This window comes from bacterium (assembly GCA_020444325.1).
Taxonomy (GTDB): Bacteria; Bacteroidota; Ignavibacteria; order SZUA-365; family SZUA-365; genus BM516.
This window is the reverse complement of sequence record JAHLLD010000001.1, coordinates 287,646-304,466: the sequence shown is the minus strand read 5'-3', so window position 1 is coordinate 304,466 and position 16,821 is coordinate 287,646. Positions and strand designations below refer to the sequence as shown.

Annotated in this window: 16 protein-coding genes; 6 read left to right on the top strand and 10 right to left on the bottom strand. The window is 57.4% G+C overall.

Features of this window, described 5'->3' with window-relative positions; all coding sequences use genetic code 11:
* Positions 1 to 104 precede the first annotated feature (104 nt).
* The 5 genes from KQI65_01270 to KQI65_01250 all read right to left on the bottom strand — a co-directional run bounded on the left by KQI65_01270 (position 105) and on the right by KQI65_01250 (position 7,455).
* Entirely contained in the window at positions 105 to 2,168 is a 2,064-nt protein-coding gene (locus KQI65_01270; GenBank protein ID MCB2203350.1) for a hypothetical protein, read from the bottom strand.
* Positions 2,169 to 2,291: 123 nt separating this feature from the next.
* Complete coding sequence (locus KQI65_01265) at positions 2,292 to 3,383, bottom strand: porin (GenBank protein MCB2203349.1); 1,092 nt, start codon at positions 3,381 to 3,383, stop codon at positions 2,292 to 2,294.
* The gene (locus KQI65_01260) at positions 3,383 to 4,600 is read right to left on the bottom strand and encodes an ammonium transporter (protein MCB2203348.1); all 1,218 of its coding nucleotides are present in this window, start codon (positions 4,598 to 4,600) and stop codon (positions 3,383 to 3,385) included. Before KQI65_01260 ends, KQI65_01265 begins: the two co-directional genes overlap by 1 nt.
* A gap of 173 nt (positions 4,601 to 4,773) precedes the next feature.
* Positions 4,774 to 5,406 carry a response regulator transcription factor gene (locus KQI65_01255; protein ID MCB2203347.1) on the bottom strand — a complete coding sequence of 211 codons (633 nt, stop codon included), beginning with the start codon at positions 5,404 to 5,406 and terminating at the stop codon, positions 4,774 to 4,776.
* A gap of 3 nt (positions 5,407 to 5,409) precedes the next feature.
* Positions 5,410 to 7,455: a HAMP domain-containing protein gene (locus tag KQI65_01250; GenBank protein ID MCB2203346.1), complete on the bottom strand. Its 2,046-nt coding sequence runs from the start codon at positions 7,453 to 7,455 to the stop codon at positions 5,410 to 5,412.
* 170 nt (positions 7,456 to 7,625) lie between these two features.
* On the opposite strand from KQI65_01250, the gene KQI65_01245 reads away from it, so the two are divergent.
* Together KQI65_01245 and KQI65_01240 are read left to right on the top strand one after the other, a co-directional pair.
* A complete protein-coding gene (locus KQI65_01245) occupies positions 7,626 to 8,036 on the top strand; it encodes an OsmC family protein (protein MCB2203345.1) in 411 nt (136 codons plus the stop codon).
* Between the two features lie 354 nt (positions 8,037 to 8,390).
* Entirely contained in the window at positions 8,391 to 8,561 is a 171-nt protein-coding gene (locus KQI65_01240) for a HigA family addiction module antidote protein (GenBank protein ID MCB2203344.1), read from the top strand.
* Between the two features lie 60 nt (positions 8,562 to 8,621).
* Here the strand turns inward: KQI65_01240 and KQI65_01235 are convergent, their stop codons facing one another.
* The 5 genes from KQI65_01235 to KQI65_01215 all read right to left on the bottom strand — a co-directional run bounded on the left by KQI65_01235 (position 8,622) and on the right by KQI65_01215 (position 14,216).
* Positions 8,622 to 9,335: a hypothetical protein gene (locus KQI65_01235; protein MCB2203343.1), complete on the bottom strand. Its 714-nt coding sequence runs from the start codon at positions 9,333 to 9,335 to the stop codon at positions 8,622 to 8,624.
* Positions 9,332 to 10,390 carry a hypothetical protein gene (locus tag KQI65_01230; protein ID MCB2203342.1) on the bottom strand — a complete coding sequence of 353 codons (1,059 nt, stop codon included), beginning with the start codon at positions 10,388 to 10,390 and terminating at the stop codon, positions 9,332 to 9,334. Before KQI65_01230 ends, KQI65_01235 begins: the two co-directional genes overlap by 4 nt.
* Before the next feature lie 133 nt (positions 10,391 to 10,523).
* Positions 10,524 to 10,958, bottom strand: coding sequence for a hypothetical protein (locus KQI65_01225; protein ID MCB2203341.1), 435 nt, complete (start codon positions 10,956 to 10,958; stop codon positions 10,524 to 10,526).
* 470 nt (positions 10,959 to 11,428) lie between these two features.
* On the bottom strand, positions 11,429 to 12,082 hold the full coding sequence (locus tag KQI65_01220; protein MCB2203340.1) for a response regulator transcription factor: 654 nt from the start codon (positions 12,080 to 12,082) through the stop codon (positions 11,429 to 11,431).
* A 400-nt stretch (positions 12,083 to 12,482) separates the two neighbouring features.
* A complete protein-coding gene (locus KQI65_01215; GenBank protein MCB2203339.1) occupies positions 12,483 to 14,216 on the bottom strand; it encodes a DUF4397 domain-containing protein in 1,734 nt (577 codons plus the stop codon).
* A gap of 227 nt (positions 14,217 to 14,443) precedes the next feature.
* On the opposite strand from KQI65_01215, the gene KQI65_01210 reads away from it, so the two are divergent.
* The 4 genes from KQI65_01210 to KQI65_01195 all read left to right on the top strand — a co-directional run bounded on the left by KQI65_01210 (position 14,444) and on the right by KQI65_01195 (position 16,819).
* Entirely contained in the window at positions 14,444 to 14,701 is a 258-nt protein-coding gene (locus KQI65_01210) for a GlsB/YeaQ/YmgE family stress response membrane protein (protein ID MCB2203338.1), read from the top strand.
* A 15-nt stretch (positions 14,702 to 14,716) separates the two neighbouring features.
* On the top strand, positions 14,717 to 15,808 hold the full coding sequence (locus KQI65_01205; protein ID MCB2203337.1) for a branched-chain amino acid aminotransferase: 1,092 nt from the start codon (positions 14,717 to 14,719) through the stop codon (positions 15,806 to 15,808).
* Between the two features lie 155 nt (positions 15,809 to 15,963).
* Positions 15,964 to 16,386 carry a DUF2964 family protein gene (locus KQI65_01200; protein MCB2203336.1) on the top strand — a complete coding sequence of 141 codons (423 nt, stop codon included), beginning with the start codon at positions 15,964 to 15,966 and terminating at the stop codon, positions 16,384 to 16,386.
* A gap of 118 nt (positions 16,387 to 16,504) precedes the next feature.
* Positions 16,505 to 16,819, top strand: coding sequence for a hypothetical protein (locus tag KQI65_01195; protein MCB2203335.1), 315 nt, complete (start codon positions 16,505 to 16,507; stop codon positions 16,817 to 16,819).
* Positions 16,820 to 16,821 lie beyond the last annotated feature (2 nt).

Genomic DNA, 16,821 nt, shown 5'->3' with positions numbered 1-16,821 from the left:
ATTCAACAATTGCAATCTTCAAGTTTACGAAAATCCGGCACGCCGGGAAAACCTGCACGCGGCAGCGCCGCGGCAGCATCGCGGTGGTACCCGCATAACGAGATTTATTCCCGCTCGAAGCGGATGAGCCCGGCATCGATATCCACACCGAAGCCGTAGAGACCGAGTCCGCGGTCATTGTGCTTCACCCAGCGGCTGTCTTCCTTGCCCGGACCCGCGAGATACTCGTCGTCTCCGCCGATGTCGAAAAAGAGTCCGGTAGTGGGACCGTACTGCGCCTGCTCACCCGGACGACGTGCCATGGCATATCCCATGGTATTGCCGACGGGCGCGTAGCGGTCGTTGCCGCGGATGTTCGCGAACAGCGAGAAGGAATTATTCAGTGAACTGCCCAGGCTGACGGCGCGGTCGTCGCCGTTGGACATCGTGTACTCGTCATCACCGTTGCCGTCGACATAAAACGCCGCCGAACCGTCATGCGCGGTACCGAAGCCCAGTGTCATCACGAGATCCGACCGATCATTTCCTTCATTGTCAAAGAGCACGCCGATGGCAAAATGCGCCGCTGCGCCGAGATTGAAAAACACGCCCCGATAGCTGTCGTCGCCACGCTCGTCGTTGAGTATACCATAACCGAACCAGTAGCCCGAACCCTGCGCGAACACCCCGGCGGAGTATGTGTCGTTGCCGTCGAGATCGTCGAGGATGCCGAGTCCACCCGACATATTGTGTCCGTCGGTATGATCTCCACGCCTTCCCGCGCCATATCCCTGCGCGTCGCTCTCGTTGTGCTTCGGTGTCTCATCGCCCACATGCGTCAGATCCGTATCATCGGCGATGTAGCTGTCGTCGCCCGTCACATCGAGCAGCAGTCCGCAGCCACCGGCGAAGCCGTACCCCTGCGCATAATAGACGGTGTGATAATCGTCGTTTCCCGCGCGATCGAGCAGCACACCGATGCCGTACAGGCCCGCGCCCTGGCTGAAGCCCTGGCTGAAATACTCGTCGTCCCCTTCGGCGTCGTACTGCACGCCGATACCGAAGCGGCCACAGCCCTGGGTGAAGGAATGTGCTTCATAGCGGTCGTTGCCCGCGAGATCGAGCAGCATGCCGATGCCCAGAACGCCCGCGCCCTGTGAGGGATTTTTCTCGTGTGGACTCAGATACTCATCATCGCCCGCGAGATCCAGCGCGACGGAAACCGGCAGGCGGTCGCTGCTGGCACCGACACTGCCGAAGTACCGGTCGCTCCCGCCCAGATCAACGAGCAGCGCACAGTCCTGCGCCGCATGGGTATCGTCTCCGCTGCCCGCAAGCAGTATGCGTCCCATGGGCGTGGGAATATCCAGTGCATATGCACTTTCTGCATACGCGAGCAGCACCGGGACTTCCTTCTCCACCGCCTGCGCGAGCAGCATGCCGCCCCAGGCGGCGGATTTCGTGTCGAACGCCACGGCCGCGTCGTACACGACCTGGTCGAAGGTGTGCGCGTCGCACTGCGATTCTTCCAGCGTAGTGCTGAAGAAAATGTGCTGCCACTGATCCCGTGGAATTGCGCGGAGGGAATTCTCGCGCCAGCGCCGCGCCTCGCGTATCGCTTCCAGGATGCGCGCGAGGGATGCGCGCAGCGGCCGGGGCAGAGGTGCGACAGCTTTCTCCACGCGTCCGCGGATGTCCGTCCAATGCTGCGTCGGCAGAGCGTACACAATGTTGTCACCCATGTCGCGTCCCATATCGGCATACATCCCGGCTATGGCTTCGACGAGGGGCTGCTCGCCATGGATCTTCGGTTCGTAATCGTAGCCGTATTTGCCGACGTCGAGTCCGAGATTGCGCGCCGAATTCATGACCATGGCCGAGAGGGGACGTATCCGCGCGAGTGTTGCGCGTGGGAAATTACTGCTGTCGCCCGTTGCCCAGATGCGGTAGCGCCAGAGGATGTCCTGCGTGAAGGACGGGATTTTCAGGGGACGCGCCAGCAGATCGTCAAAGTAATGCAGCCGGAAGGGATCGCTGCGCGTGGCGGCGTTCCAGGTCGAGAGGGGACGATACCCGACGGTGGAGGAATCGAGTCCGAATCCGTCGAGCGCGCTTTGCAGCAGGTTTTCCTGCGCGTGCAGGGAGACGGTTGTGGTCAGAAGGAAGAAAGTCAGGAGAAAAGTACGCATGGTATCGAGAGCGCTGGTGTGAATGCGGGAAAGTAAAAAATCGGCTTTTCCGGCGGTAAATAAAAAGCGTCCATCCCGCATGCAGGGATGGACGCCCGATTTCTCTCTGAAGGAAGGAGGATATCAGAAGAGATAAATCACGTTGAATCCGATGGTGGTCTGACTGTCCGTCATTTCCTCACCGTCTTCAAAGACGTTCTGATCGGAGCTGTCCATACGGAAGTCCATACGGAAAACGAAATTGTCGGTGGGACGATATTCCGGTGTGATGGTAAACTCGGTGAGCTTCTGCTTCACGCCGGTGCGCATGCCGTCGGCATCGTCGAACTGCTCGCCGCGAAGTGCGATTGCGAACTTGTCGGCGAGATCAAAACGCAGGTAGCCGGCGAAACCGGTCCACGATGCGCTCTCATCCTCGAGTGCCGGGGCGTCCATGCTGCCGAGATCGACATTCACGCCGAGGCTGATCATGTCGGTGATCGACCACGTACCCACGATATCGATGACGGAGGTATTGTTGCTGTTGTCGCTGTCGCCTTCCGCACCGTAAATGCCATTGACGGCGAAGAAGATATCATCATTCGGTGTGAGCGCCAGCTGCGCGCCCACAGTCTTGTTCTTGTTGTTCTCCACGGCATTGTCCCAGCCGTTGGCAACCATGACCATGGCCGAGACCATGTCACTGAAACCGTAGCTTGCGCGCACGCCCGTGTGGGCGAAGGGAATGGCATAACCGAAGCAGAACGAGCGGCTCATGTTGTCGTTATAGCCGTCGTAGCCTTCGATCAGCTCATAGCCCATGTGCGTCAGGAACTTACCTGCGTCGATGGTCAGTCCGTCACCCAGCGGCACGATATACGTGGCATAGGCCTGAAGCACGTCGATGTTCTGACCGCCGAACAGTCCGCTTGACGCGGTGTACTGCGGCAGGGCGCCGGTGATCAGGTCGAAGCGGAAGCCCGCGTCGCCGGCTTTCTCGGCGTCGTGCTGCAGCCTGAGCTGAAACACATCGAAGTTGAACGTATTGTGCGTCTGATCAAAGATGCGAAACGCGTTCATGCCCGAGTGCGGCTTGTTCATGTTGTAGTTGAACGAGGAGGACACGTAGCCGTGCATGTCCACGTTCTGATACCAGGGCGTATCCTGCGCCGACAGCTGTGTGGCGCCGCCGAGTATCAACAGAGCGAGCAGGGAGGAAAAGAGAATGTTCTTCATTAAATACCCTCGATATATGCTGTTTCACCATGAAGGGACTCATCCAGGCTCGCTTCTTCCAGGTCGGAGGTGCGAACCGGTGTAATCAGGTTGATCACTTTCAGTGCGACCCAGGTAAAGGCAAATGCGTAGATGGAAGCGCCGACCACGGCAACGACTTCCTTGAAGAAAAAGTCTGCGCCACCGAAAAGCAATCCGTCCGCACCCGCTGCGTTGACAGCCGTGCTGCCGAAGAGTCCGAGTGCGATGGTCCCGAGAATACCGCCGACACCGTGGACGCCCCAGACGTCGAGCGCGTCATCCCATTTCAGTTTATTTTTCAGCGCAACCGCGAAGTAGCAGACGAAGCCGGATGCGATACCGATGATGACGGCGCTGCTGGTGGAAACGAAGCCGGCCGCGGGAGTAATGGTGGCGAGTCCGGCCACGGCGCCGGTGAGCAGTCCGACGAATTTGGGCTTTTTCTCGATGGTCCATGCCAGGATGAGCCAGGTCACACCGGCGAAGGATGCGGCGACGTCCGTGTTCAGGAAAGCAAGCGCGGTGATCTGATCGACCTGCAGCTCACTTCCGGCGTTGAAACCGTACCAGCCGAACCACAGCAGTCCGGTACCCAGCGCGACGAGCGGGATACTGTGGGGACCGCTTTCCGCGACCTTGCGTTTCCCGACGAAGAATACCGAGGCGAGCGCGGCCATACCTGCGATGGCGTGCACGACAATACCGCCTGCGAAATCAAGCACGCCCCATTGCGCGAGCATTCCACCGCCCCAGACCATGTGTACGAACGGGAAGTACACGAAGAGCAGCCAGACGACGAGGAAAATGATGTAGGCCTTGAAGGTCACGCGGTTGGTGAAGGCACCAGTGATCAGCGCCGGGGTGATGATGGCGAACATCATCTGATAGGCGATGAAAACCATGAGGGGAATGTTGTTCGTACCGCTGCCGAACACTTCGTCGACAGAAATGCCGGCGAGGAAAGCATGGTCGAGATTCCCGATGATGCCGCCGATGTCACCGCTGAAACACAGCGAGTACCCGACCGCGAACCACAGCACCGTCGTGATGCCCATGGACACGAAACTTTGAATCATGATGGAAAGGACATTTTTGCGTCCGACGAGTCCGCCATAGAAAAAGGCAAGACCCGGAGTCATGAGCATGACGAGGCTCGTAGCGACCAGCATGAAGCCGGTATTCCCCGTATCAAACATGGCAAGCTCCAGAATAATGGTGTGGGAAACTGCATCCGCGAGCGAGGGGGGGCGGACACAGAAGAGTAGTTGCTCTGAAACTAGGATGTTCGGGGGAGGGGAAAAATAGTCGCCGTCCGATTCTCCCGTAGGGACTTTTCACGCACCCATGTAGGGAAATCCCTACCGGGATGTCAATCCAGCAGATCGTGCTTGATGGCGTAATGGGAGAGTTCGACGTTGTTGCGGAGGTCCATTTTTTCGAGGATGCGTGCGCGGTAGGTGGTGATGGTTTTTTCGCTGAGGATGAGGTCTTCGGCGATTTCCTTCAGCGTCTTGCCCGCGGCCAGCATGCGCATAACCTGGAATTCACGGTTGGAGAGGGTGTGGTGGGGTGCTTCGTCACGGTCGTTTTCGATGGCGTCTGCCAGGCGCTCTGCCACGCTGGCGCTGATGTAGCGTCCCCCCGAGGCGATTTTGTGAATGGCGGTGATCAGTTCGGACGCGGCGCTTTCCTTGGTCAGGTAGCCCGATGCCCCGGCACGGAGCACGCGCACGGCGTACTGGTCTTCTGGATGCATGCTGACGATGAGTACGGGCAGATCGGGTTTGACCTTGCGGATTTCGGCGAGGATGTCGAGTCCGCTGCGCCCGGGCATGGAGATGTCGAGGATGACCACATCGCAGCTGCTGTGGAGGATTTTCTGCGTGGCTTCGGTGCCGCTGCCTGCTTCGTCAATGACGCGCAACTCGCGATGCTTGCCGAGAATCTGCTTGAGTCCCTCACGAAAAAGTACATGATCGTCAGCGATGAGAATCTTGATCATTTGCTACGACTCCTGTGCTGCCAGGGGAATGTGCACCGAAACGACGGTGCCCTTTTCCGGCGAACCGGTGATGGTGACCTCACCGCCGAAGTAGTGGGCGCGTTCGCGGATACCGATCAGGCCGAAGGAAGAGGGGTTCTCGAGTTCGGCGGGACTGATCCCGCGTCCGTCGTCGCGAATCTGCAGATGCACTTCATCCTCTTCCGCCACGAGGTCGATCTGCACCGTGCCGGCGCCGCTGTGCCGCGCGACGTTGGTGAGCGTCTCCTGGAAAATACGAAAAACCGCAGTTGCACGGTCGGGGTCGAGGGAAAGCTCGGGCGGAGTGATCTGCAGCTGACAGCGTATGCCGCTGTGCCGCTGGAATTCTTCGGTCTGCCATTCGATGGCAGCCGAGAGTCCGAGATCATCGAGCAGTCCGGGACGCAGCTGCGAAATGATGCGCTTGACGGATTGAATTGTCGCGTCGATATCATCAAGCATGGCTGAGAAGCGTCCCCGCATCACGCCCTCCCCTTCGGGCACGTCTTCCTGCAGCAGCGCAAGATGCAGTTTGAGGGAAGTCAGCCGCTGGCCGAGTTCATCATGGATTTCCCTTGCCACGCCCTTGCGTTCTTCCTCGCGCACGCTCTGCAGATGGCGCGAGAGATTGCGGAACTGCTCCTGCGAACGCTGCAGGCGCTCCTCCGCACGACGGCGTTCTCCGATTTCATCCTCCAGTCTGTCGGTGTGGAATTTGATTTTATCGGCCATGGTGTTGAAGGTGGACGCAAGGATGCCGATTTCGTCCTGCGTCCTCACATCGGCGCGGCTGCTGAGTTCTCCGCGTCCGAACTGTTCGGCAACGTGGGTGAGTCCGCGAATGGGACGCGAGATTGTCTGCGAGATGATAAAGCCCAGGCTGACGGCGAAGAGCAGGATGATGAGTCCGCTCAGTATCAGCTGCTCGCGCAGCTCATAGACAGAGCGAAACGCTTCTTTTTCATCGATCTCGGAAAGCAGCACCCAGTGCAGGTCGGCGATATGCAGGGGAGTGAAAGAACTGAGTACACGCATGCCGCGGTAATCGCGTACGATGCGCGTATCGGTTTTTCCGCGCAGTGCGGCCTGCGTGGCCTCGGTATGGACGTCCTGCAGCAGAACGGAGGTGCGATGCGTGCGAATGGACTGCAGCACATCCTCGTCCGTGCCCAGGTCGCGCAGCATGGCGAGATAGGCCTTCGGCTGTTCGATGAAGAAACGGCTGTCATTGCGCATGCGGTAGTCCGTCCCCACGATATAGGTTTCCCCGCTTTCACCGAGTCCTTCCCGCTCCCAGTTTCCGTGCTCTGTCATCACCGCGTTGATGTCGTCGATGGACAGCTGGAAAATCATCACTGCCACCGCGCGTCCCTCATGCATCACCGGTGAGGCAACGAAAGAAGCCGGGGCGTCGGCCGAGGGCGCATACGGCTCGAAATCCACAAACCGTGCATACTGCCTGTCATTCGCCGCCGCCGCATCCCGGAACACCTGCGCGAAATTCGTGGCGCGATAGGGTCCGCTGTGCAGATTGGTGGCGAAATCCGCCTCCCGCTTGACCGTATAGACGATATCCCCGCTCTCGGCGTCTACAATGAAGACATCGTAATATCCTTCCTGCTCGAGGTAGGGAAGGAACATCGCGTCGGCATCGTGCATGCTGCGCAGGTAGCGGCGCAGGTTCTGCGGGACGGACTCCGTTTCCCCGCTTTTCCGCGCATGACGGTAGACGGCACTGCGGAGGGCGGGGGAGGAGGCGAGGGGACGAAAGGCGGCGATCAGCTTCCGCGACATCGCCAGCGCTTCCGGATCGCTCGACCGGTTGATGACGTCGCTTCGCACGCGTTCGAAATAATATTCGATCTGACGGCGCTTGGATTCCCGTATGGCCGTCAGCCGCTGAAAGGTCACCTCTTCGAGCGCCGTGCGCGCACTGACATAGGCCTGCCATCCCGTGATCACGATGGAGATAAATCCGATCAGCAGGAAGGAAATCTGCAGTTTTGTCTTCAGTTTGGCCGTGGGCATGCGGTGGGATGCATCTGATGGGAAAATCGCGGCGATTTGCCACTTCCGACTGTAAACCTACATTGCTGGGAGAAAAGAATCCAGACACCGTGGTCCTTGAATCTTTCTCCGGCTGCATTCATCATATATGACAGAACATTGTATGTGCCATCAACAGCATTGAAATCGTCATGGACATGAAAATAGTATTTCCCGGCAACAAAAAAGTGGACGCGCTGTACAACGGCTTCCGCATCAGCACCGATCAGCCCGCCTTCGGCGGTGGTGATGGCACGGCGCCGGCCCCGTTCGACCTCTTCCTGGCCTCGCTGGGCACCTGCGCGGGCATCTACGTGCTCGGCTTCTGCCAGCAGCGTGGACTCCCCACCGAGGGCATCGAGCTGACGCAGCGCCTCGAATTCGATCCCGTGCGCCGCATGGTCTCGAAAGTGCACCTGGAAATCAGCGTTCCCCCCGAATTCCCCGAAAAATATCACGACGCACTGATCAAGTCTGCTTCCCTCTGCGCCGTCAAGAAGCACATGGAAACACCGCCCGAGTTCGACATCTACACCGCCGTCAAGGAAACCGAGCAGGCCTGACCCCGCCCACGTTTCCACCCGGTTATCCCGCCCCGCAGCAACGCGAAGTTGTTGCGGGGCGTTTTTTCGATATGGTCACCGTTACGGGGACGGGTGCATATCGTCGACATCTGTATCCCGGTGAAACCCCTTTAGTCATAGAAATATACAAAACGTGCATACTATCAAATCTGTTACCAGCGAACATCTCACGTACAGCTCCCCGGATTCTCCCGGGGCGGTGATGCTCGTACACATGTGTCGGGGATTTCTCATATTTTTAAGAATGCTTAAATCACGGATTATCATTAGGTGAATCATGGCTAGGATAGAACCCCCCCCCGGCGTGCACGACGTCCTACCCATCCCGGTGCAATTCTTCGTGAGGACGTCCTCCCGGAATACCACCTCTCTGTGGCGCAGCACGCTGCCGCTATCGGTGTTGCGCGACAGACGGTGAACGAACTGCTGCGGGAGCGGCGGGCAGTCAGTCCCTCAATGGCATTACGCCTGTCACGCCTCTTCGGAAACTCCGCGGAGTTCTGACTCAATCTTCAGAGGGCGGTGGATCTGTGGGATGCAGAGACGATCGTGGAGCAGGAACGATCAGGGGCGCTGAATCAATGCGATGCGCTGGAGATTGATCAGGGAGTTGCTGTCCATGAAAACGATTGAGCCGCCGGCGATGAGAACTTTTTCGATAATGATATCCACCACATCGTTGAATATCTCCCAGATTCCCTCGGAGGTGATGAGCTGGTTTCCGTTTTGTCCCAGCTTTCCCTCCGCCTTCCTGCGATAATCGTCCTCCACGAACAACGTGGCTCCCGGATAGCTCAGGTCAGAATCCCATATATCATCGATGCCGGAGATGACGTCATTTGTTTTCTCCGCGACGGCGAGCGCATGTAATGCGTTGTTGGTTGTGCCGGCGAGTGCCAGCTTCACGATGGGCCAGACGATTTTCCCGAGGTCGTGCGGCGAGGTCGTGGTGTAATCCCCCTTCACCGTACCGATGAGGTTTTCATTGTGGGCCGTCAGCGACTTGAAAATCTCGAGATGGCGTGTCGGACCCACGAGCATCATGCGGAGGGGGTCCTGCTTGAAATAGTGCGCAAAATGGTTATCCGTCTCATGCAGAAAATCGTGCAGCTGCAGATCCGTCATCTCGAGCGCGAATTTGGGCACACCCCCGTTCAATGCGTATATCGGGAATTCCGTGTTCTGAATATCGATGAGTTCGTCCCGGAATCCCTCGTACAGCCTGGTTTTGGCACTGCTGAGTGAGAGGATGTAATAGTGTATGCTCAGGTTCATCATTTCATATCTCGCTTTTCACTGGAGTCGCTGCAAATCGTGTCTGGAGGTTGTACCGCCCGGCAGCACTGCCAGCCGGAATGGATGCGTGTGCTTTTGGATCGGCCGAAGATGGCGGGGCGGAACAGGATAGTGACTCCGTCGCGCATGCCCGGAAGCACAAATGCCTTCTCTTCGCTGCAGTCGACGTACTCGACGGAACCCGGAGGGGAGTCCTGCAATTCGGAAAGCCGCCTCGCATACAGACGTTCGACTGTGCTCAGGTAGTCCCTGCTGCGATGCATGTCGTACACGGCGACGGTCACCGCCGTTTGTACTTCCTGTGCCAGTCGGTTGAACGTGTGTCGCGCGTACGAAGCTGCAAATCGCGGGATATCATTGTCCGGTGCCAATTCACCGAGGCGCGCGAACGCCTGAAGATCGAAGTAGGACAGGTGAAGATTATCCGGCGATGCCACCACGGTGCGTGTGTAGGGTCCGAGCGCACCGATGGTGTAGGGCGTTCCACCAAAGCATGTGGAGAGGACGAGGAGATCGAATTTCAGCGAATCTCCCGTGAATTTTCTCAGACCTTCGGAGAATTCACGGACATTGCAAGTGCGTTCAGGGTGCGATTCATCATATCCCGCGCCGTCGAATTCGGAAATTTCGTGACCGAAGTAGAAAAAGAAACGCGCAGGATTCGTCTGGCATTCCGTGGGAAATTGCCGGTAGAGTTCCACCTCCGCATCGAAGCGGGAGGATCCGTCACCACGCCAGTAGGTATCCCGTTGGACGATCGCACCGTTGCGGTACAGCAGGAACTCGCCGTCGGGGATGGGAACAACGAAAAACCGGTACTGCGCAGGACGCTGATGGAAAATGTACACTTCGGCTTCCTTGTTCTGGCGAGCCACGTTGCGTGCGCCCTGCAGTGTTCGTCTATCTGCTTGCCGCTCCTGTCCGTCCGGGGTGTGATACGTATAGTCGGCGTCGCCATGGATGATGAATACCATCGAGGAGCGCGGCGGCGCTGCCTTCAGGTTCTTGTCGGCAGCCGTGATGAAATCCGTTGGCATACCACTGCACGCGGAAAGAGCAACCCCGAGCGCCACGCACGCAATAATCCCTGCTTGAGTCTGAAATCGGCGCGTGACACTCGTGATTGTTCGTTTCTGCGCATGTTTCATCGCGATACCCTGAACGGGATTCCTAAAGAATGAGCACCAGGAGGATGACGATGAGCAGGATTGTCACGAGACTGAGCGTGACGTATTGATCAGCCTGCTGCATATCCTGAACGACATAGTCGGAAAATGCATTGAGCTGGGCGTCCGAAACCCTTTCGAAAGAATTCTCGCCCATCAATTCGTCCTGTTTCTCCTGAAGCGTCGTCCGCAGACGCATTGCCGCGGTACGATCATTGTTGCCGGCGAGACCGGTGTTCTCGATCATCTCAAGCGCACTGTTCATCTTCTGCAGCGAGTTCATGAGAATATCGCGTTTTTGAACAGGATCGTCCGTCGCTTTCACCTCGCGAGAGGCGTCGTTGAAATACTTGCTGATCTCTCCGCCTTCTCCGGCATACACTGCCTGGCCGAAAGCAAGAAAAAAGATGAGTATTCCGAGTATTCTGCGTGCAGCCATTGGGGGGCCTTCAAGTATTGATGAATGGTCCGTGGGTACGATATCCGCATCAGGTCTTCCGAGTGGGAAGCGTTCTTGCGTCGCTGGTGGCATGGCGCATGGACGGTGCTTCGGTCGAGCATGACGCGGCTGTGTGTTCGTGACGACGACACTCGGTCCACACCATGAAAACTGCGGGCCGCTTCACCCACCGGTCCACCATGCGTTGACACAGGAGTAATATTCGTTTTGCCTGACCGGGAGGTGACGTCGGGACCTGTCTTCCGCCCTTTTCTCAGGGCGATCACACCTTCCGGCAGCCTCTGCTAGGAGTGTTGCTGTTGCACTTCTATAGTAGACATAAACCACCGTAGGCGCAATCGCCCAAACGAATGGATCCTGACGTAGATCCTTCGAGTGATCACGGTGCTTCCACTGCGGTCAAGAATGGGTTGGAGGCGTGAGGGGGGGGTGGCTGCGGAAGGCAGGAATCAGGAATTTCGACTGTGCGTATAGGCCGCGATCTGCAGGCGGGTACTCAGGGCCAATTTTTCCAGGATGTTGTGGACGTGACTCTTGACGGTATAGGTCGCGATGTGAAGGGTTTCTGCGATTTCCTTGTTGCTCAGACCTTCTGAAATCAGCTTCACCACTTCCAGTTCCCTCGGCGTAAGCCGGACCGCATCCTTTGGCAAGGCATGAACCTTCTCCACCGTGTTGAGAGCGATCTGCATGAAGAGGGAGTGTGTCATCGCGGGTGGAAGGACCTTCTCTCCCGAGGCGACGGCGCGTATCGTACGGATCCATTCACTCGTGGGTGCATTTTTCAGGATGAACCCGTGGCCGCCGGCCCGCACGAATTCCACGATGTCCACATTCTCAGCGAGAATTTCCATCGCGATGATCCTGCACTTTGGAATTTCCTTCTGGATAATGGCCATGAGATCCAAACTATCCATTTTCTCCAGTCCGAGGTCGAGGAGCACGATATCGGGCAGCGTGCTCAGCTTCTTCAGCTGCTCGATGGCATCACCATCTTCCGAACGTGCGATGACGCCAAACCCCTCGACACTGTCCAGCATCGCCGCAATCCCTTCCTGGAGCAGACGGTTATCTTCAATCAGCAATATGCGCACATTATCCATGCATTTTCTTCGTGTGGAATGGGTGGCGACCATAAGAGATGGTCGTGCGGAATCAAATGTTCATTTGACCGAAATCTACGAAATCGAAAGCAGAAAAGCACCTCGCACAGAATTTTCGGCTGGGGCGGGTGCATATCGTCGACATCTGTATTCCGGTGAAACCCCTGCAGTCGTAGAAATATGCAGAAAGTGCATAAAACCTCGTCGATTGACGTGGTTTTATGTGTACCGCGCGCTCTGAAAGCCGGAGAACGTCAAATTCTGAATTTTAGGGTATGTTAAAATAATATTTTAACGTGCCCTAAAATTGCTTCCGGGCCGCGTTTTCCCCATTCCACGGCTGAAATTGAAAAGCCCCCACCCGAAGGTGAGGGCTTTTCTGCGCACCGGCATTCACCTGTTATCGAATAACGGAGACCATCGTGGATGAAACGCCGGTCGGAGTGGAGAGAAGTGCGCGGTACACACCGGGGGAAAGAGACGCGGTGTTCAAGGTCGCATTGTAGCTGCCCGGGGAGAGCTGTCCCTTGTCGACCATGAATACTTCGCGTCCGCTCAAATCGTACACGCGCATCGTTACCGCGGCATTAGTCTCGAGGGAGAATCGCAGTGTCGTCTGCTCACGCGCAGGATTCGGGAAAATGCTCATGGCTTTCACCGGGGTAGGCGGTGCATTGTTTTCCACCGAAGTGACGGAGGAAAGATTCAGCACGTTACCATCCGGCAATGCGGCGAAGAGTCCGAAAGCGGGACCGTTCTGATTGCCTTCGGGTGCGAGGAAGCCGGAGGCGAAGACGACGGCAGCGCCGCCCGCGAGTCCGGAAAGGTCAGCGGTGAAGCTGGCGACGACGGTGTTGTTGTCCATCGCCGGCGTGATGTCAAGCGTATAGCTGGCGGCAGGGACGGAGAAGTACGGGGTCATGTCGCCATAGGCGGCGTCATCGACGAGCGTGCCCACGCCGCGAGCGATCACGTCCACGGCAGGAGCATCGGTGGCTCCGTGCAGAACCTTGAGATCGACCTCACCGGAGTTGACGGCGCTCTCGCGTCCCGCGTCAGAGGTGAAGAGCGTGAAGCCAATATCCTTCATGTCCGGGTTTGCGGCGAAAGTCATCGGATCGAGCACGCCGTTGGCGACGGCGATATAAGTTTTTCCATCATCGAGCGTGACGTCGAAGGATGCAATGATATCCTGCGCACCGGTGCTGCTGCCCGGCGCAACGCCGATCGAGAGCTGCACTTCGGCAGGGACATCCACGTACGGCGTTGCCGTGCGGAAGGCAAAATCATCCTGGAAGAGCGCGCCGTTGACATAGATATCAACGGAAGCGGCAGCCGGATCGGCGGCATTGTGAATCACCTGAAGACGGGCGGACGATTCCCTGGCGACCGGAAGTGCGACGACGTTACCATCTGGCAGGGCGGCGAAGAGTCCGAAAGCGGGACCGCTCTGATTGCCTTCGGGTGCGAGGAAGCCGGAGGCGAAGACGACGGCAGCGCCGCCCGCGAGTCCGGAAAGGTCAGCGGTGAAGCTGGCGACGACGGTGTTGTTGTCCATCGCCGGCGTGATGTCAAGCGTATAGCTGGCGGCAGGGACGGAGAAGTACGGGGTCATGTCGCCATAGGCGGCGTCATCGACGAGCGTGCCCACGCCGCGAGCGATCACGTCCACGGCAGGAGCATCGGTGGCTCCGTGCAGAACCTTGAGATCGACCTCACCGGAGTTGACGGCGCTCTCGCGTCCCGCGTCAGAGGTGAAGAGCGTGAAGCCAATATCCTTCATGTCCGGGTTTGCGGCGAAAGTCATCGGATCGAGCACGCCGTTGGCGACGGCGATATAAGTTTTTCCATCATCGAGCGTGACGTCGAAGGATGCAATGATATCCTGCGCACCGGTGCTGCTGCCCGGCGCAACGCCGATCGAGAGCTGCACTTCGGCAGGGACATCCACGTACGGCGTTGCCGTGCGGAAGGCAAAATCATCCTGGAAGAGCGCGCCGTTGACATAGATATCAACGGAAGCGGCTGCCGGATCGGCGGCATTGTGAATCACCTGAAGACGGGCTGTCTGGGCCTGTAGCGAGCTTGCAGTCAGCAACATCGCGATAGCGAATAGAAAAATGTTGTATTTCATGATGGACTCTTTCTTGATAGTGTAAAACATACCGTCCGTATAATAAGCGTCTAAGTAAATGGCTCTATATGCTAGACAGATACTCAACATGTATGTTTGTGTTGAAAGTTCCCACCTGGTTGGATGTTGTCCTTTTCCGCTTCGCGCGTTGGGCGAAACGTTGCTTCCACGGGCGCTGAGCGCTATATTTCATATCCCACCCGTTGTAACCGGACAGGAGTAAAGAAATGGGTATCCTGGGATGGATTATTCTCGGTGGACTGGCAGGCTGGATCGCCAAAAACGTCACGGGCGTGGGCGTGCAGAAAGGCTGCCTGTTCAATGTTTTTGTCGGCGTGATCGGTAGCGTCGTCGGGGGACTGATTTTCTCCTATCTCGGTGAGGAGTCCGTGACGGGTTTCAATGCATGGAGCCTGTTTGTGGCAACTGCGGGAGCTGTGGTCTTTCTCTGGATCGCCTCCTTTTTCGGTGGGTCAAAAAAATAGCTTTAAGGAGTTGTTATGGAAAACCTGAAGATTACCCGGGCAGAACGTACGCGTATTCACGACATTCCCTACGATAATCTCGGTTTCGGCCGGTACATGTCTGACCACATGTTCGTGGTCGACTATGCCGACGGAGCCTGGGGGGAACCACGCATCGAGCCGTATGCCCCGATGTCCATCGATCCCGCCAACTGCACGCTGCATTACGGGCAGACCATTTTCGAGGGCATGAAGGCCTATCGCTCCGCCAAGGGCGGACTCAATCTCTTCCGTCCCTACATGAACGCGAAGCGTATGAACAATTCCGCCACGGCGGTGTGCATTCCGACGCTGGACGAAGAGCTGTTCGTGGACGGTATCCGTGAGCTGGTCAAGCTCGATCAGGATTTCATTCCCCGCGAACGCGGACACTCGCTCTACATCCGTCCCCTTTCCTTCGGTACGGGCAACTTCCTCGGCGTGCATGCGTCGGACAAGTATCGCTTCCTCGTCATCACTTCGCCGGTGGCTTCGTACTACGCGGAGGGCATCAACCCGGTGCGTATCAAAGTGGACGAGCAGCATGTGCGCGCAGTGCGTGGTGGTGTGGGACAGGCGAAAACCGCAGCGAATTACGCCGCCAGTCTGCGTGCGGGTATGGAAGCGAAAGCGGAAGGCTTCGCGCAGGTACTTTTCCTCGAAGCCGTTTCCCGCGAGCTGGTCGATGAAATCGGTGCCATGAATATCATGTTCCTGATCGGTGACGAACTGATCACACCGCCGCTCGATCAGGGTTCCATTCTGCCGGGCATCACCCGCGACTCCGTCCTGCAACTGGCCCGCCACTGGGGCATGAAGGTTTCCGAGCGCGGCATTTCCATCGAGGAAATCATGTCCGCCCACCGCGACGGTACGCTCAAGGAAGCCTTTGGTACCGGCACCGCCGCAGTGATTTCCCCGGTCGGCGAACTTGTCTACCGCGACGAGGCGATCAAGATTAATGGCGGCACAATCGGTCCCGTCGCCCAGAAATTCTACGATACCATCACGGGTATTCAGTACGGCGAACTCGAGGATCCCTTCGGCTGGGTCGAGCATATCGACATTGGTGAGGAAATCCCCGCCTGACCCTTTCGCCAACCAGGTTTTCCAGCGCCCCGCCTGCTCCCCACGCAGCGCGGGGCGTTCTGTTTGCTCCCTGGTGCTCGAACGCTTGATCGCAGGGATATGGAAGGATATATTCCCTGCATCCCCCACCGATCCATCATTTCACAGGAGTCCCCATGTTCCTGCGCATCCTGCTTGCCGCTCTCGCCGTTTTCATTCTCTGGGCAGGTCTCGATTTCGTGATTCACGGACTGCTACTCGGCGCCATGTACGAACAGACGAAAGAGCTGTGGCGTCCGATGGCCGAAGTGAAATTCGCCTCGGGCTACCTTGCGAGCTTCATTTCCGCGTTCTTCTTCGTTGCCGTCTACGGATGGCTGATCAAGCCGAAGAACATGAAGAATGCTGTCATCTACGGACTGCTCTTCGGTCTCGGTGTCGGTACGGCAATGGGCTACGGCACCTACGCGTACATGCCCATCCCGTACTGGATGGCCTTCGGCTGGTTCCTCGGCTCCACCGTCCAGGGACTCCTCGCCGGTGTGCTTCTCGGAATCATCGTGAAGAAGCCTGAGGATGCCGCTGCCGCAACGACCTGATATCGGTTATTGCAGATTCTGAAACGGATACTGGATGACGTGCAATCCAGCAACCGTTGCAACAAATCAGGAATTTCCCCGTTTAGAGGGAAGGCCTGTTTATTAATGAGATAAAAGCATGAGTAACGACGAAAAGAAAAAAACCGTGGAGTACTGGCAGCAGAGGGGACTGATCATGGGGATGCTGTACGGTGTGGCGATCGGGATTCCACTTGGTCTCGCTCTCAAGAATCTCGCGATCGGTATCGCAATCGGGGCGGGAACCGGTGTCACCTATGGCATCGCGCTGGGACAGATCTGGGTGAAGAAGCATCTTCCCGATGCCGGACCGGTCGATATCATTCCTCCTGAGCGCAGGAAGTATGTTATTATCTCGGTGGTTGCAGGCATCGTTCTCTTCGGAATTATCGTCGCGGTGTATTTCCTGCGCTGATG

Bases quoted from the DNA above. Each gene is read 5' to 3' on its own strand.
- KQI65_01270 (MCB2203350.1), bottom strand. From the start codon at position 2,168: ATGCGTACTTTTCTCCTGACTTTCTTCCTTCTGACCACAACCGTCTCC.
- KQI65_01265 (MCB2203349.1), bottom strand. From the start codon at position 3,383: ATGAAGAACATTCTCTTTTCCTCCCTGCTCGCTCTGTTGATACTCGGC.
- KQI65_01260 (MCB2203348.1), bottom strand. From the start codon at position 4,600: ATGTTTGATACGGGGAATACCGGCTTCATGCTGGTCGCTACGAGCCTC.
- KQI65_01255 (MCB2203347.1), bottom strand. From the start codon at position 5,406: ATGATCAAGATTCTCATCGCTGACGATCATGTACTTTTTCGTGAGGGA.
- KQI65_01250 (MCB2203346.1), bottom strand. From the start codon at position 7,455: ATGCCCACGGCCAAACTGAAGACAAAACTGCAGATTTCCTTCCTGCTG.
- KQI65_01245 (MCB2203345.1), top strand. From the start codon at position 7,626: ATGGACATGAAAATAGTATTTCCCGGCAACAAAAAAGTGGACGCGCTG.
- KQI65_01235 (MCB2203343.1), bottom strand. From the start codon at position 9,335: ATGATGAACCTGAGCATACACTATTACATCCTCTCACTCAGCAGTGCC.
- KQI65_01230 (MCB2203342.1), bottom strand. From the start codon at position 10,390: ATGCCAACGGATTTCATCACGGCTGCCGACAAGAACCTGAAGGCAGCG.
- KQI65_01225 (MCB2203341.1), bottom strand. From the start codon at position 10,958: ATGGCTGCACGCAGAATACTCGGAATACTCATCTTTTTTCTTGCTTTC.
- KQI65_01220 (MCB2203340.1), bottom strand. From the start codon at position 12,082: ATGGATAATGTGCGCATATTGCTGATTGAAGATAACCGTCTGCTCCAG.
- KQI65_01215 (MCB2203339.1), bottom strand. From the start codon at position 14,216: ATGAAATACAACATTTTTCTATTCGCTATCGCGATGTTGCTGACTGCA.
- KQI65_01210 (MCB2203338.1), top strand. From the start codon at position 14,444: ATGGGTATCCTGGGATGGATTATTCTCGGTGGACTGGCAGGCTGGATC.
- KQI65_01205 (MCB2203337.1), top strand. From the start codon at position 14,717: ATGGAAAACCTGAAGATTACCCGGGCAGAACGTACGCGTATTCACGAC.
- KQI65_01200 (MCB2203336.1), top strand. From the start codon at position 15,964: ATGTTCCTGCGCATCCTGCTTGCCGCTCTCGCCGTTTTCATTCTCTGG.
- KQI65_01195 (MCB2203335.1), top strand. From the start codon at position 16,505: ATGAGTAACGACGAAAAGAAAAAAACCGTGGAGTACTGGCAGCAGAGG.